15 protein-coding genes and 1 tRNA gene are annotated in these 15,714 nt (G+C 26.0%); 1 reads left to right on the top strand and 15 read right to left on the bottom strand.

Features of this window, described 5'->3' with window-relative positions; translation table 11 throughout:
- The first annotated feature begins 88 nt into the window (after positions 1-88).
- The gene (locus ACRCYC_RS10035) at positions 89-838 is read left to right on the top strand and encodes a sulfite exporter TauE/SafE family protein (protein WP_438619013.1); all 750 of its coding nucleotides are present in this window, start codon (positions 89-91) and stop codon (positions 836-838) included.
- 48 nt (positions 839-886) lie between these two features.
- Here the strand turns inward: ACRCYC_RS10035 and ACRCYC_RS10030 are convergent, their stop codons facing one another.
- The 15 genes from ACRCYC_RS10030 to ACRCYC_RS09960 form a co-directional block, all read right to left on the bottom strand.
- Positions 887-1,162 (bottom strand): hypothetical protein, encoded by a 276-nt coding sequence (locus tag ACRCYC_RS10030; RefSeq protein ID WP_438619012.1) that lies wholly within the window; start codon positions 1,160-1,162, stop codon positions 887-889.
- Positions 1,163-1,184: 22 nt separating this feature from the next.
- The gene (locus ACRCYC_RS10025; protein ID WP_438619011.1) at positions 1,185-1,604 is read right to left on the bottom strand and encodes a fascin domain-containing protein; all 420 of its coding nucleotides are present in this window, start codon (positions 1,602-1,604) and stop codon (positions 1,185-1,187) included.
- A 123-nt stretch (positions 1,605-1,727) separates the two neighbouring features.
- Complete coding sequence (locus ACRCYC_RS10020; protein ID WP_438619010.1) at positions 1,728-1,916, bottom strand: hypothetical protein; 189 nt, start codon at positions 1,914-1,916, stop codon at positions 1,728-1,730.
- A gap of 63 nt (positions 1,917-1,979) precedes the next feature.
- Positions 1,980-2,648, bottom strand: coding sequence for a hypothetical protein (locus tag ACRCYC_RS10015; RefSeq protein ID WP_438619009.1), 669 nt, complete (start codon positions 2,646-2,648; stop codon positions 1,980-1,982).
- Between the two features lie 156 nt (positions 2,649-2,804).
- Positions 2,805-3,356 carry a sugar O-acetyltransferase gene (locus ACRCYC_RS10010; RefSeq protein WP_438619008.1) on the bottom strand — a complete coding sequence of 184 codons (552 nt, stop codon included), beginning with the start codon at positions 3,354-3,356 and terminating at the stop codon, positions 2,805-2,807.
- An 18-nt stretch (positions 3,357-3,374) separates the two neighbouring features.
- On the bottom strand, positions 3,375-5,036 hold the full coding sequence (locus ACRCYC_RS10005; protein ID WP_438619007.1) for a glycoside hydrolase family 13 protein: 1,662 nt from the start codon (positions 5,034-5,036) through the stop codon (positions 3,375-3,377).
- Between the two features lie 51 nt (positions 5,037-5,087).
- Positions 5,088-5,876: an endonuclease/exonuclease/phosphatase family protein gene (locus ACRCYC_RS10000; RefSeq protein WP_438619006.1), complete on the bottom strand. Its 789-nt coding sequence runs from the start codon at positions 5,874-5,876 to the stop codon at positions 5,088-5,090.
- Between the two features lie 5 nt (positions 5,877-5,881).
- The gene (locus ACRCYC_RS09995) at positions 5,882-7,540 is read right to left on the bottom strand and encodes a PTS transporter subunit IIBC (protein ID WP_438619005.1); all 1,659 of its coding nucleotides are present in this window, start codon (positions 7,538-7,540) and stop codon (positions 5,882-5,884) included.
- A gap of 213 nt (positions 7,541-7,753) precedes the next feature.
- Positions 7,754-8,755 (bottom strand): LacI family DNA-binding transcriptional regulator, encoded by a 1,002-nt coding sequence (locus tag ACRCYC_RS09990; RefSeq protein ID WP_438619004.1) that lies wholly within the window; start codon positions 8,753-8,755, stop codon positions 7,754-7,756.
- Positions 8,756-8,946: 191 nt separating this feature from the next.
- Entirely contained in the window at positions 8,947-9,234 is a 288-nt protein-coding gene (locus ACRCYC_RS09985) for a hypothetical protein (protein ID WP_438619003.1), read from the bottom strand.
- Positions 9,235-9,372: 138 nt separating this feature from the next.
- Positions 9,373-9,612 (bottom strand): hypothetical protein, encoded by a 240-nt coding sequence (locus ACRCYC_RS09980; RefSeq protein ID WP_438619002.1) that lies wholly within the window; start codon positions 9,610-9,612, stop codon positions 9,373-9,375.
- A gap of 83 nt (positions 9,613-9,695) precedes the next feature.
- Positions 9,696-11,837 (bottom strand): SNF2-related protein, encoded by a 2,142-nt coding sequence (locus ACRCYC_RS09975; protein ID WP_438619001.1) that lies wholly within the window; start codon positions 11,835-11,837, stop codon positions 9,696-9,698.
- A 42-nt stretch (positions 11,838-11,879) separates the two neighbouring features.
- On the bottom strand, positions 11,880-12,071 hold the full coding sequence (locus ACRCYC_RS09970; RefSeq protein ID WP_438619000.1) for a hypothetical protein: 192 nt from the start codon (positions 12,069-12,071) through the stop codon (positions 11,880-11,882).
- A gap of 123 nt (positions 12,072-12,194) precedes the next feature.
- Positions 12,195-12,283, bottom strand: a tRNA-Ser gene (locus ACRCYC_RS09965).
- 143 nt (positions 12,284-12,426) lie between these two features.
- A complete protein-coding gene (locus ACRCYC_RS09960; RefSeq protein ID WP_438618999.1) occupies positions 12,427-15,633 on the bottom strand; it encodes a ligand-binding sensor domain-containing protein in 3,207 nt (1,068 codons plus the stop codon).
- Positions 15,634-15,714: the final 81 nt, after the last annotated feature.

Genomic DNA, 15,714 nt, shown 5'->3' with positions numbered 1-15,714 from the left:
ATTACCTTTTATTATTAAATCTAATAATTACATTTAAACTTTAAATATATTATAATTAATTTATATAAAATATATATTTGGAGGATTTATGGTTACTATTATTTTTCTTTGTCTTGGAGGATTTATAGCTGCTTTTGTTGACTCTATAGCTGGCGGCGGTGGTCTAATAAGTATGCCTGTACTTTTAATGGCTGGTATTCCTACTCATTTGGCTCTTGGAACTAATAAATTTGCGGGATCTTTTGGATGTTTTTCTAGTGCTTATCATTATTTTAAATCTGGAAAAACCAATAATCAATTATTAAAGAAACTTATTCCATTTACAATTATAGGATGTATTTTAGGGGTTAAGTGTGTTTTATCTATAAGCGATACAATTTTAAATATCTTAGTTTTTGTAATGATATTAGTAGTTGCAATATATACATACACTAAAAAAGACTTAGGTACTGAAGATAAATTTGATGGACTAACTGACAAAAACATTAAGCTTGGTATGGTTATGGCCTTTTGCCTTGGGTTTTATGATGGTTTTTTTGGTCCTGGAACTGGAACCTTTCTAGCCTTTGCTCTTATTAAAATTTATAGGTTTGATTTTTTACATGCATCAGCAAATACTAAAATATTAAATTTAACAAGTAACTTCACAGCACTTTTATTATTTATGTTTAGTGGCCAAATTCTTTATAAAGTTGCTATATTTTATGCACTATCCATGATGATTGGCGGATATGTAGGTGCTAAAGTTGCTATAAAAAAAGGATCAGCCTTAATAAAACCAATATTTTTAATAATGGCTTTAGGTGTTGCTATAAAATTAGTATATCAAAGTATATAAAATAAGCGCTACAATAATTTAATTATTGCAGCGCTTATTTTATAAATGTTATTTTACTTCTATTATATATACTTGTGTTTGCGGTGGTATACTCATAGTCATTGCGTTAGAATGGTATGCTACAACTTTATCACCAATACTTAAATCAGCTAGTGTTATTTCTTTATACTCACAATTAAGTATTAAAGTTTGATCGCTATAAATTAATTTTGTAAATGTGTATATATCACTAGGATTGGTAGCTATCGTTATAAATTTATAAGGTTGCCCCTCAATATCAGCTATATCTACTATATTCCCAATCCTATAACTTGTATATTTCATCTAAGTACCTCCTAATAAATAACTATTCTACTTCTTTAAATTTAAATTTAGTTTTTTGTCCTGTATCTTCTGCCTTAGCTGCTAATTTTTCATCATCATCTCTTACTTTTACGTAATATCCGTTTGGGGCTTTTAATACATACTCCTTATTATCCACTTTATATGCTTTAAATTTAGTAGCACCTTCTTTATCTGTATCTGCTATTAAAAAGTTTTTATTGTCTAATCGTATATAACTCCCATTTTCTAACATTAATTTCACATTACCATTTTCATTTATAGTTAATATAAATATTCCTTTTTTATTTGAATTTTCTCCTGTTGCATAAAGATATTTACCTTCTCCAACTACAACAAATTCATCTGTATAAACTGATTTTATTTTAACTTTCTTCTTATCTTTATCCTTGTCTTTATCTCTATCATAAAAGCTCATATCCATACATTTCACCTCCAATAAAATCCATTCTATATATACTATGATTTTTATGTTTATTGGTTAATTAAAAGTAATATAAAAAATAAAAATAGGTGTGATATTTTCATTATCACACCTATTTTCAGATTAATATGTTCCTTTTTTTTCTATCTTGTCATATAGTTTTTCATCCCTAGTTTTTGTTGAACCGGAATTTCTAGCACCTATTTTTTTGCCATCTTCTATTCCAATTTCAGAACCATGTTCAAATAACATCTTTCTTTTTTCTGCATTGCTCTTTGGTCTATCTTTATGTCTATTTTTATTATTTTTCATAATAAACCTCCTTGATGCTTAATTAATTTCATATTTAATTTATCCAAAATCCAAATTCATATTCTAATTACACATCAATTCTTTACAGTTTATATATTTAATTATTTTCATATTATTTTTTTCATCTACTTCAAAGTTGTATTTTCTATATATTTTATTTAGTGATTCTTGGCTGATTATAGGTTTATAAGGTATAGCTATTCCTTCTATTCTATTTATATATTTAAATGTATAGTCTTCAAAATAATGATTGTATGAATCTAACTTTCTGTTTATATTGTTGACTATATACTCTAAGTTTTCAAGTATAATCTTTCCATATCCATTGTTAGGTTTTCCTGATGAAAATTCATTAATATATAACATCCCTTCATCTTTTATATTGTAATAAGTACAGTTCATATATGTATCTTTTGTATTTCCTGTTAATATTCTTATATCTATTTTCATAAAAATTTCGATTTCATTTTTATTTAATTTAGTCATCAAACAAACCAATTTTCTATTTACATGTTTTTTTACTTCAAACATCACTTCTTCTTCTGTGTTTAAATATTTTTTTACTTTCTTAATTAATTTCACATAATAGTTGTATGTATTAACAACATCTTTATTTTCATTATTAATATCTTTTGTGGATATAGTCTTGTATTTATTTTTTTTTATAGACTCTATATTTTTTAAAATTAAGTTACTTTTCATTTCATCTATTTTAGATAATAAATTTTCCATAGCTCCTCCACATATAAAAATCTTTATTAGTTTTTATATGTGCTAAGTCAAACTTTATTACTAGTTTTATTATTTTTTCTATATTTTAATAAATTATCTTATTATAAAAAAATAGTATATTTAACTGTTTCTCCAACTAGTTAAATATACTATTTTTTATAAATTTTTCATAACATTACAAGGATTTCCTACAGCTACACAATTAGATGGTATATCTTTAGTTACAACACTCCCAGAACCTATAACTACATTATTGCCTATAGTTATGCCTGGGTTTATTATAGCGCCTCCACCTATCCATACATTATCTCCTATATTTACTGGTGCCCCATATTCAATACCAGAATTTCTAAGAGTTGCATCTACTGGATGATATGCAGTATAAATTTGAACATTTGGTGCTAACATAGCATTTTCCCCAATTTTAATTTCACAAACATCTAGCATTATGCAGTCAAAGTTAGCATAAAAATTGTCTCCAACATGAATATTAGTTCCATAGTCGCATCTAAAATTCGGCTCTATATAAATATTTTCCCCCGTAGATCCAAATAATTCTTTTAATAAGATGCTTCTCTCTTTTTCATCTGTTTCTATAGTTTGATTAAATAATCTAGTTAACTTACGAGCACGTTTTCTATCCTCAACAAGTTCCTTATCTGAGGCTATATAAGCTTTTCCATTTAACATTTTTTCTTTTTCACTCATAGGTGACCTACCTTCCAATTAAATTTTATACATTCTACATTCCCATGGCTTCAATTCAAATTTGTTTATTGATGCATGCTTTTCTACTTTTAAATTAGATATTATTAAGTTATCATACTTCAATTTTAGATTTTCATAATTATATATAACACTATCATTTGAAATATTTGTAATTACTAAAAACTCATCATTTTCTAAAATTCTTTTATATGCATATATTTTTTCATCTGCTTCTAATATTAACTTATATTCTCCATATATCAATGCTTCATTTGATTTCCTTGCCTTTATCATGTTTTTATAAAAATTAAGAATCGAATTTTCATCATTTAATTGTTTTTTCACATTTATAGTTGTATAATTAGGATTTATATTTATCCAAGGCTTATTCTTACTAAAACCTCCATAATCGCTATCATCCCACTGCATTGGAGTCCTTGAGTTATCTCTTGATAATCTCCAAGCTCTTTTTATTAGTTCTTCATGAGTTTCTCCAGCGTCTAATCCTAAATAGTAATTATTTTTAGTTTTCACATCATCATAATCTTCTATTTTTTCAAATTCAACATTTGTCATACCAATTTCTTGACCTTGATATATGAAAGGTGTTCCCTCTTGCATAAAATACATAAGTCCTAAGCAAGTTGCACTTTCATACCAATATTTAGTGTCATTCCCTAACATAGATACAATTCTTGGAATATCATGATTTTCTATAAATAGCGCATTCCATCCTATATTATGTAAATTATATTGCCATTTAGATAATACTTTTTTAAATTTAACTAAATCAAGACTTTTGTCCATATTGTTGTTCCATAAATCTAAATGTTCAAATTGAAATACCATATCAAACTTGCCTTCATCTTGTGAAACCCAAAGATGAGCATCTTCTGGAGTTACACCATTTGCTTCTCCAACTGTCATTACATCATACTTACCATAAGTATTTTCCTTTATCTCTTTTAAGTATTTATGGATTCCATCTACATTCATGTGCTTATCAAAAGATGAAACATATTTTAAATTATTAGGATTAGGCATATCTAAAAGTCCTTTTTCTTTATTTATATGGCTTATAGCATCTACTCTAAATCCATCTATTCCTTTATCTAACCACCAATTCATCATATCGTATATAGCAAGTCTCATATCTTCACTTTCCCAGTTTAAGTCTGGTTGTTTTTTAGTAAACAAATGAAGATAATATTGATCTGTTTTATCATCTTTAACCCATGCAGATCCGCCAAATATACTCTCCCAGTTATTTGGTTCTTTATCATTTTTACCATCTCTCCATATATACCAATTCCTCTTTGTACTTTCTTTTGATTCTCTAGATTCTACAAACCATGGATGTTCATCACTAGTATGGTTAATAACTAAATCAACTATTAATTTCATATCTTTTTTATGCACTTCATTTAATAGCTCATCAAAATCATTCATAGTTCCAAACTCATCCATAATAGCTTTGTAATCACTTATATCGTATCCATTGTCATCATTTGGAGATTTATAAAAAGGAGAAACCCATATAACATCAATCCCTAGATTTTTTATATAATCCAACTTTTCTATAATTCCTCTTAAGTCACCAATTCCATCATTATTAGAATCATTAAAGCTTCTTGGATAAACCTGATAAGCTACAGCTTCTTTCCACCAAACTTTTTTCATATATGTCAACCTCCATAACTTCCAATTTTATTTTTATTTTCACTAAACGAATTAAATCTCTACATCTATTTCTACCCCATAGTGGTCTGATACTACGTTTTTATTTATTCCATTAAATATCACATTAGAACTTATAACTTCAACTTCTTTATTGGTAAATATTAAATCTAATCTTAAATCTTCTTTATTTTTATCCCAACCAGCGATTTTACCTTTTACAGTTACCCCTAAGTCTTTATTTTTAGATAAATTATATGTATCTAAGAACTTAGAACACAGGTAATCATAACCTTCAGAGTTTACATTAGCATTATTATTAAAATCCCCCATTATAAATGCTAATTTATCACCTTGAACTTTTTGTATAAGCTTATTTGCTTGTTGTATAAATGGCTCTTCCTCATCTTCCCACCATCCAAGATGGCAAGAGTAAAAACTAATTTGCTTATTGTTATATAAAGCATCTAGCTTTACTATCTTTCTAGTTTTCCAAAAATTTAGATCTTCACTTTCAGATATATAAAAACTTTCTTTATTAACTATAGGAAGCTTTGTCATAAGACAAAGCCCCTCCTCATAGATATTATATCCTATATGAGCCATATCCCAATAAAACTCATAATCACTATTTCCTAATTTCCCCAACTCTTCTTTTAGTAATAATACAAAATTATCAATTTTAATATTGTTATATACTATTTCTTTATCTATTAATTGGCTAACTTCTTGTAAAGCTATTGTGTCATAACTTTTTTCATTTATTATTTTAGCTATATATTTGATTTTTTCTATTTGATTTTCTTCTTGCCATGAATGGCAATTTAATGTTAAAAGTTTCAATTTTGCTACGCCTCCAGCATGTCTAGTATGTTTGATTTTAAAACATCAGCTTTAGGTCCGTATATAGCTTGAACACCTCTATCTTTAACAATAAGTCCAAGTGCACCTAGTGATTTCCATTCCTTCTCACTTCCAACTAAGCTAACATCTTTAACTGTAACTCTAAGTCGTGTCATACACGCATCTACATCTTCTATATTATTAGCCCCACCAAGTAAGTTAATTATCTTACTTGATAATACATCTTGAGAGACATTAGTATTGTTATTTACTTTATTATTTTCATCTTCAGTACCTTCTTCTATATAGTTACCTCTACGCCCAGGTGTTGCAATATTAAATTTCTTAATTAAGAAGTTAAATACTGTAAAGTTTAATAAGAAAAATACTACACATGATATAAAGAAGTTAACTAAATCCATAGTAAGTCCTGCTTTTATAAGCATTGGTGTACGAGTTAAAAACTCTATAAATCCAAATGCATGAACTCTTAAGTTTATTAAATCTGCAAGTGCAAATGCAAATCCTGTAAGTAATGCATATACTAAATATAAAATTGGTGATATAAACATAAACATAAATTCTATAGGCTCTGTAACTCCTGTTAAGAAACAAGCTAACATAGCAGATATAAATATAGGTTTATAATTTTTTGCTTTATCTTTATCAACATTTTTATACATTGCTAAAGATATTCCAGCAAGTGAAGCTGTTGATAATATAACTTGACCTGCCTTAAAACGTGCTGGTGTTATACTTGTTAATAAATGATTATATGCTGAAGTATCTCCTGCTGCTTTTAAATTTATTAAATCTGTAATCCATGCAAGCCATAATGGATCTTGCCCTGCAACTGTAGTTCCGGCTGCTGCTCCTGTAGCTATTTGATAAACTCCACCTAATTCTGTATAGTTCATCGGAACTGTTATCATATGATGAAGTCCAAATGGTAATAATAATCTTTCAAGTGTTCCATATACAAAAGGTGCTAATACTGGTGCTGTATCTTTAGAAGATGCTATCCACATACCAAAAGCATTTAATGCTCCTTGTGCAAATGGCCAAACTATAGCCAATACAATAGCTCCTACAACAGAACCTAGTATAACCACAAATGGTACAAAACGTTTTCCGTTGAAAAATGCTAATGCTTTAGGAAGCTTATCAAAGTTATAAAACTTATTGTATAACATAGCTCCCATAAATCCTGATATTATACCTACAAATACTCCCATGTTAAGTGCCGGTGCACCTAGTATAGATGTAAAGTAATCTTTAACTAAAAGTGTAGACCCTGTTAATGATGTTACTGTTGCTTGCGGATCTAGTAACATATCTGGTGTTACTCCAAGTATAACTCCAGTTATACGATTTATTAATATAAATGCAATTACAGCTGCAAAAGCTCCACCTGCTCGTTCTTTTGCCCAAGAACCACCTATTGCTACAGCAAATAATATATGTAAGTTTCCAATTATTCCCCAACCTATATCTTCTACAACTTTTGCTATAGTCATTATTAATTGTGCATCTGATGACATTCCTATAAGCTTTCCTATAGAAACCATAAGTCCTGCTGCTGGCATAACTGCTATAACTACTAAAAGTGCCTTCCCTAACTTTTGCCAAAAATCAAAAGATATTAATTTAGTTTTATTGCTCATATTAATTCCCTCTTTCTTTTTATTATGCAACCGATTGCATTATTATGTAAAAAAATATAACGCTTTTATTTAAAACTTTCAATTTATGTGTTTAGTATAACACCTCATGAAAATGTTTTCAATATTTTTATTTATTTTTTTAATTTTTTTCTAAATCATAAAGCAATCGCTTGCATATATAATAAAAAACTATATAAAATACATAGTTTTTTATTATATAAATGATTCTCTTTCAATAAACTCTGTTTTTACTATATAGTGTTTATTTTCAAGATTTTTGTCTTCTAATTTTTCTATTAGTAGTTTAGTTGCATAATATCCAAGTTCATCTGCATTAATATTTACAGATGCTAATGGAGGTTCTTGATATTTATCAAGCTGTGTATCATTAAATCCTACTAATGATATGTTATTTAAATTTTTATTTACTAATAATTTTCTAACACCAAATGCAAGTAAATCATCGGTTGTTATAACTGCACTTACATTATGATTTGCTAATTCATTCATACAATTATATCCTTCAAGCTCATTAAAATCTTTTCCATGTAAAATTAGATCTTTACATATTTCTATTCCATTTATTTCTAATGCCATTTTATACCCTTTTAATCTATCTTTAGACATGTTTAAACTTTCAATAGCTCCTATAAATCCAATTGTCTTATGTCCATTTTGTATAAATTTATTTACAACATTATACGTAGCTTGAAAATTATCGTTATCTACCCATAAAACATCGCTTGAATCTTCTGGTCTACCTATAACTGAAAAAGGAAATTTAATTTCTTTTAAATAGCTTATACCTTTATCATTTTCTTTAGCTCTTAATAAAATTATACCATCTATTAAATTTGCACCTACTATATCTTTAATACTATCTAATTCCGTTTTATTTTCTTTAGTAAATACATAAGTTATGTAATAGTCTTTGCTTTGAGCATAAATACTTATACCTTTCATTGCATTTATAAAAAATGAATTAGTAAGAAGATCCTGTGCTTCATTAGGCAATATAACTCCAAGTATTCTTGTTTTATTATTTGCTAGACTTCTAGCTATAGCATTTGGTTTATAATTCAATTTTTTTATTGCCTCATTAACTCTATCTTTAGTTTCATCACTTATCTTTGAATTATTAGATAATACCCTTGATACTGTAGACGTTGCTACCCCTGCTTCTTTTGCTACATCTTTTATAGTAACTTTCATCATTTTAAACGTTCCTTTTTATTTTTTAAATTATATATTTTATATTTACTTTTATTATATATTATAACAGACTATTGTCCATATTCCTTTTTAGGATAAATTATATTGCTTAATTTATTTTAAAATATAAAAAGCAACTTTGATTTTTACCTAGTTTAATTAGGAAAATCAAAATTGCTTTTTATTTTAATTTATTACTGTATCATATCAACTTCTATACTTATTTTTTTTAACTTATTAGATATTCTATGTATTTCAAAATTATTGTAAAGTTTTCTTATTTTTATCAATGCTGTATAACAATCACAAACATCATATTGTATGTAACTTCCTAATTTATCTTCTATAACTATGACTTCATTTTCTTTATCTAAAAAGCTGTTTTTAATATTAGATTCATAGTCAAAGTTATTTTTCAGTTCATCCTCTGCCTTTAAAAGTAATTTGTATGATTCCTGTAATATTTCTATTTTATTCCCCATTGTTGTACTCTCCTATCAAAATATATGTTTCTTGAATATTATAACGTATTTTATTCGAAATTTAAGCTTTTTATGGAGTATTCCAACATTTACACAAATAACTAAAAACAGGGAGCATAAATGCTCCCTTTTAAATATTTACTTCCCCTTAATATTTTTTTTAACTTTTTTACCTACATTTACGCCAGTATTTATAGTTTCTTTTGCAATATTTCCTACACCATTTAAAACATCTTTACCTACATTTACACCAGTATTTATAGTTTCTTTCCCTATATTACCAGCTCCATTTAAAACTTCTTTCCCTACATCTGTTACAGGCTTTGTAACTTTTTTAATACCTTTTTCTAATTTTTTACTTCCCATTATAATATTCATCTCCAATATTATTATATAAGTAGACATGTCTACTTATATAATAATATGTGCTATTTTGTGGTTTTGTTACAGGTGCTTAGTTTTTACTTAAACAATTCTATTAATTCTTCTTTACTCAATTTATTTAGTGTTTTTGAGTTTGATAGTTTATCATCAATTATATTTTCTATAAGCTCTCTTTTATTTTCTTGTAAATCAATAATCTTTTCCTCTATTGTATCTTTTGAAATTAACTTTATAACTTCAACTACATTTTTTTGACCTAATCTATGAGCTCTATCACTTGCTTGATTTTCAACAGCTATATTCCACCATGGATCAAAATGAATTACCATATCTGCACTAGTTAAATTCAATCCTGTTCCACCTGCTTTTAATGATATTAAAAATACACTTATTTCATTATTTTCATTAAACTCATTTACTAATTCAACTCTATTTTCTGCTTTAGTTTTTCCATCTAAGTACACAAATTTTATATTTTCTTTTTCTATTTCATTTTGTATAAGTTTTAAAACACTAGTAAATTGAGAGAATAATAATATTTTTCTTTTACTTTCAATTGCTTCTTTTAAAATATCCATACACACATCAACTTTAGAACTCTTACCTTTATAATCTTTTAATATAGTCCCTGGATGTAAACATAATTGTCTTAACTTTGTTAAGTATGAAAAAATAGTTATCTTATCATTTTCAACACTATTGTTTTCTAATTTTTCTAAAATACTTTTATTGTAAATATCATATAATTTTTTTTGTTCTTTATTTAATTCTACAATGAATTTTTTCTCTATTTTATCAGGTAACTCTTTTATAACTTGTTTTTTAGTTCTTCTTAATATAAATGGTTTTATTAAGGATTTTAATTCTTTATTACTGTCCTTATTTAAAAATTTATTTTGAAAATATACTCTATCATAAAGATATCCAGGCATAATAAAATCAAATATGGACCATAACTCAATTAAATTATTTTCTATAGGAGTTCCTGTAAGTGCAAATCTTACATTAGAATTAATACTTTTAACTGACTTTGTGCTTATTGCATCAGGATTTTTAATATTTTGAGCTTCATCTATAATTAAGCAATCAAATATTTTATCCTTATATTTATCTAAATCATTTCTTATTGTTGAATATGTTGTTAATAAAACATCATATTCACTTGTATTTTCTATTATCTTTTCTCTATTTTTTTTATCTCCATGAACTATTCCAACATTTATATTAGGTGCAAATTTATCAAATTCACTTTTCCAGTTGTGTATAAGTGATGTTGGTGTTATTATCATATTTTTAGCCCCTTTATTATTCATAGTAAAGGCTATAGTTTGTATAGTTTTTCCAAGTCCCATCTCATCAGCCAATATTCCACCAAATTTATAATAACTTATATTATTAAACCAATTAACACCATCTTTTTGATAATCTCTTAAAATATTTTCTAAATCTTTAGGTATTATACTTTCATAATTTTCTTCATTAACAAATCTGTCTGTTATATTTTGTATATGTTGCTTTCCAGTTACAAAATTTATCTTATTTTCTTTTATATAGTTATCTATATATAGAGCTTTATTGTTTTCAAGTTTAATATTATCTACTTCATCTGATACTCCAATAATATCTATTAGTTCAAGTAAGGCTCTTATTTCCTTATCATGTAAATCTAAATATATTGAATCTTTTAATTTATATAAACGTTTATTTTCCTTATATGTATTATATATTTCTTTATATCTAGATTTATTTAAATTTCCTATTTTAAAATTAAAATTCATTTGGTTGTTTTCATTAACATCTATATTAGCTACTACTTTTAACTTTGCATAAGATATTTCATTATTGTTTAAAGGCTTTATAGAAGTACTCTTTTGAGATTTTTTCTTGCTTAACTCATCTATACATTTAAAGATTGTAGCTACCATATGCTTACATATAAATGTGTGATTTTCACCACTTTTACTTAACCAATCATTACAATCACAACTAGTGCTTACAAGTCTGTGTGTTTTATCATTTATAATAATTAAAGTTGTGTTTAATTCATTATAATGTTCATTAGATACAGTTGCATAAAAATTCACATTGTTAGTATCCTTTTTTACATAAGCATTGCTAACTAAATTATTTTTATACATTACAACACCTGTATTATATCTGTTTTTGTCAGTATTTGTTTCAATAATATTTTTAACTTCACTTATTTTCAATTTTTTCACCTGCTTTATTTTAAAAATATAAAGACCTGTATATTACAGGCCTTATTTTTTATTTGTTTTTTTATCTTTTTTTATATTATCCTTTAATTCCTCTAAGTTCAAACTTAGATATAAGTTTTCAAATGAACTATCCATCTCTCCACTTACATTATCTAAATTACTAAAAGCTATATTATCATATATAGCTTCTTCTACAGCCTCATCATCTTTTTGGCTTTTGTTTTTATTATTCATATATATCTTCCTTTCATATTACCAATATATTTTATTATTAGTTTACATTTTATTGTTAATATTATGTAGCTGATATAAAATTTGATATAAAAAAAGCACCTAAATCATAGGTACTTCTTAAACTGGCGGAGAGGGTGGGATTCGAACCCACGGTCCCTTTCGGAATCACTGGTTTTCAAGACCAGCTCCTTAAACCACTCGGACACCTCTCCGTATTTCACAATCTTATATAAATAATATACCATATATTAGTGTATTTTGTAAATATTTTTTAATAAATGGCTAAGAATAAATACATAAGTTAAAACTTATATATATCTTAGCCATTATTATTATTGCTTTTATTTATAATTTATTAAATTCGTTCTACATTAGCTTCTATGCATTTACTTTCTATATTAGGATTAACTGGAAGTATTATAACAAAATTACTACCTTCTCCCACTTTACTTTCTACATATATTTCACCTTTATGTAGCTTAATTATATGATTTGTTATAGTAAGGCCCAATCCACTACCACCTTTAACTTCATTATTCAAATCTACAACTTGGCTAAATCTATCAAATATTATTTTATGATGTTTTTCATCTATTCCAACACCCGTATCTAACACACTAATCATAACTTTATCATTTAAATCTTTAATAGTGATAGTTATTGTTCCTCCATCAGGGGTAAATTTAGCTGCATTTCCAACTAAGTTAACTATACATCTTTCAATTTCATATCCATCACACATTATATTTTTTTCTTCTATCTCAGGATCTATTATTAACTCTATTCCTTTTGTACTTACATAGTCTATTAATGTTAATGCAGTTTCTTCTACTAAATAAACTATATCTACCTCTTTTAATGAAATTACATACATATCATTTTCTAACTTAGTGCTATCAACTATATTGTTTATTAAATTTAATAATCTTTTACAATTTCGTTGTGATACATCTATATAGTGACTTAAGCTTTCTTCTTTTATTTTTCCATCTTTTTTCATTAATCCTACTATTAATTGATTAGTACTACTTATAACATTTAATGGTGTTCTTAATTCATGAGATAAATTTACAAAATAACTGTTTTTATTTTTTTCTAACTTTATATTTTTATTTAATAATACAGTATTTCTTTCCATTTCTTCTCTTAACCTTAATGTTTTCTTTTGTACTAATTTATCTAACTTTTTAACTTTATATTTATGATTTATTATAAATGCTATTATTATTAATATATATATAAAACATGCATATCCACTTAGCCAATATGGTGGTTTTATAGTAAAGTTTACTTTATTTTCATCACTTATATTTCCACTTGTATCTATAGCCCTTACCTTAAACGTATATTTACCTGGAGGTAAATCATTGTATGTAACATAATTATCCTTAGTTTTCACATAATCTCCACTTGTTCCTTCTAGTATATACTCATATATAGTATTTTTATAGCTTGAATAATTTGGTGTGAAAAATTTAATAGTTATTGTATCTGTACTTTCATTAATTTTCATATTTTCTATACTTAAATACTCTTTATTATCTATAGTAAATTTATCAAATAACAATTCCGGTTTTTCTCCTGATTTTATTATTTTTTCTGGATAAAATGAATTTAGCCCATTTACTCCACCAAAGAAAAATTCCCCTTTGGTATTTTTATATGCAGCATTTCCATTAAATTCATTACCTTGTAATCCATCTGTTATACTTAAATTTACTATTTTATTTTTATTAATATCTAATTTGGCTATTCCCTTATTAGAACTTACCCATACATTATCTTTATCATCTACTAATACTCCGTATATAGTATTATTAGCTATACCATCTTTAGTAGTATATCTTTCAAAGGTTTCTGTTTTCTTGTCAAATTTATTTAATCCATAGCTAGTTCCAATCCATATATTTCCTTTACTATCTCCATTTATAAATCTTACATGATTATTGCTTAAACTATTTTTATCTTCTTTATTATATTTATAATTTTTTATAGTTTTTTCTTTTGGATTAATCATACATAATCCTTCTTGCTTTAAAAATCCTAAGAAATAGTTACCTTCGCTATCTTCATATATATGTTTTACATATTTATTTTGAAATTTACCATTGTTTATATATTTATTTATATCTACAATTTTGTCTGTTTTAATGTCTAATATACTAAGTCCATCAGACGTTCCAATCCATAAATATCCCTTACTATCTATAAAAATATCTTTTACCTTTTCATCTATTAATCCATCTTCTATATTATAATTTTTCAATGTCTTATTTGATTTATCAACTTTTATAAGTCCATCATCTGTAGCTATATAGATAATATTTCCTTTTCCTATTACATCATTTACAGAATTACTTTTAAATTCTTTGTCTGTACTTGAATTTAAATATTTAGATATATTATTTTTTCTATCTATTATATTTACTCCATTTGAGTTTGTACCTACCCACAAGTATCCCTCTTCATCCTCATAAATTCCATGTACTATATTTTCATTTAATAAGTACTCTTTATCCAATCCAGCTTTATAATGATTTATTTTACTTTCTGTATCGAATATACTTATTCCAGAATAAGTACCTACCCAAATAAGGCCTGTACTATCTTCCATCAAGCTTTTTATATTATTATTAACTAAACTATTTTTATCATATATTTTATGTTGGTATACATCAAAATTATCCTTTTGTTTATTATACCTGGCAAGTCCATCTGAAGTTCCAATCCACATGTTATTTTTACTATCTTTTGTTATTGCTTCTATATTAGAGTTTGGTATAGATTTTGAATTTAATAAATCTGGTTTATAGTTAGTCACTTCATCATTTTCAATATTTATTTTATATAGTCCAGAATTAGAACTTCCACCCCAAATATATCCATCATTATCATAGCAAACAGTGTATATATCTCCTTCACCTAAAGAACTTTCTGCATCACCAGCTGAAAACGTTTTTAAAAGTTTGAAGTCCTTAGATACTTTAAAAATTCCACGTTTAGTTCCAACCCATATATTACCTTCATTATCTTCATCTATAGAATATATAAATTGACATTCTAATCCATCATTTAATCCTAATACCTTGTTAAATTTATCGCTTTTCTCGTCATATAAACTTAACCCTTCATCTGTTGATACTAATATCTTATTATCTTTAGTGTTTATTACCTCAGTTGTATTGTTACTGTTTATCAATTTGTCTTCTTTTGTATAATTTTTAATCTCATCTGTATCTGGATTTAACTTATTAACTCCGTCAATTGTCGTTATCCAAATATTCCCTTGTCTATCTTCAGCTATATCTGTTATATGACTATTGCTAATACTATTTTCACCATCTTGATAATCATATACCTTAAATTCATACCCATTATATTTATTTAATCCATCGTTAGTACCTAACCATATATACCCTTTGCTGTCTTGAAAGATTACATCTATTGTAGATTGACTAATTCCTTGTTCTATATTTAAGTTATTAAAGGTTATCCTTCTAGCTTCTGCATATACACCTATTCCATAGTATGCAAAAACAACAATATTAATTAAAATAAACATACTAACTCTATTAAATAAATTGATTTTCCCCATATACTTTCCTTTCAAAGAAATAAATAAAATTTATACTAATATTATATA

The sequence above is a fragment of the Paraclostridium sp. genome (genome assembly GCF_051657365.1).
Lineage (GTDB): Bacteria > Bacillota > Clostridia > Peptostreptococcales > Peptostreptococcaceae > Paraclostridium.
This window is presented reverse-complemented; position numbering and strand designations above follow the sequence as displayed.

What these genes read in the sequence shown, in the direction of transcription:
- ACRCYC_RS10035 (WP_438619013.1), top strand. Translation starts at nt 89, where the DNA reads ATGGTTACTATTATTTTTCTTTGTCTTGGAGGATTTATAGCTGCTTTT.
- ACRCYC_RS10030 (WP_438619012.1), bottom strand. Translation starts at nt 1,162, where the DNA reads ATGAAATATACAAGTTATAGGATTGGGAATATAGTAGATATAGCTGAT.
- ACRCYC_RS10025 (WP_438619011.1), bottom strand. Translation starts at nt 1,604, where the DNA reads ATGGATATGAGCTTTTATGATAGAGATAAAGACAAGGATAAAGATAAG.
- ACRCYC_RS10020 (WP_438619010.1), bottom strand. Translation starts at nt 1,916, where the DNA reads ATGAAAAATAATAAAAATAGACATAAAGATAGACCAAAGAGCAATGCA.
- ACRCYC_RS10015 (WP_438619009.1), bottom strand. Translation starts at nt 2,648, where the DNA reads ATGGAAAATTTATTATCTAAAATAGATGAAATGAAAAGTAACTTAATT.
- ACRCYC_RS10010 (WP_438619008.1), bottom strand. Translation starts at nt 3,356, where the DNA reads ATGAGTGAAAAAGAAAAAATGTTAAATGGAAAAGCTTATATAGCCTCA.
- ACRCYC_RS10005 (WP_438619007.1), bottom strand. Translation starts at nt 5,036, where the DNA reads ATGAAAAAAGTTTGGTGGAAAGAAGCTGTAGCTTATCAGGTTTATCCA.
- ACRCYC_RS09995 (WP_438619005.1), bottom strand. Translation starts at nt 7,540, where the DNA reads ATGAGCAATAAAACTAAATTAATATCTTTTGATTTTTGGCAAAAGTTA.
- ACRCYC_RS09990 (WP_438619004.1), bottom strand. Translation starts at nt 8,755, where the DNA reads ATGATGAAAGTTACTATAAAAGATGTAGCAAAAGAAGCAGGGGTAGCA.
- ACRCYC_RS09985 (WP_438619003.1), bottom strand. Translation starts at nt 9,234, where the DNA reads ATGGGGAATAAAATAGAAATATTACAGGAATCATACAAATTACTTTTA.
- ACRCYC_RS09980 (WP_438619002.1), bottom strand. Translation starts at nt 9,612, where the DNA reads ATGAATATTATAATGGGAAGTAAAAAATTAGAAAAAGGTATTAAAAAA.
- ACRCYC_RS09970 (WP_438619000.1), bottom strand. Translation starts at nt 12,071, where the DNA reads ATGAATAATAAAAACAAAAGCCAAAAAGATGATGAGGCTGTAGAAGAA.
- ACRCYC_RS09960 (WP_438618999.1), bottom strand. Translation starts at nt 15,633, where the DNA reads ATGTTTATTTTAATTAATATTGTTGTTTTTGCATACTATGGAATAGGT.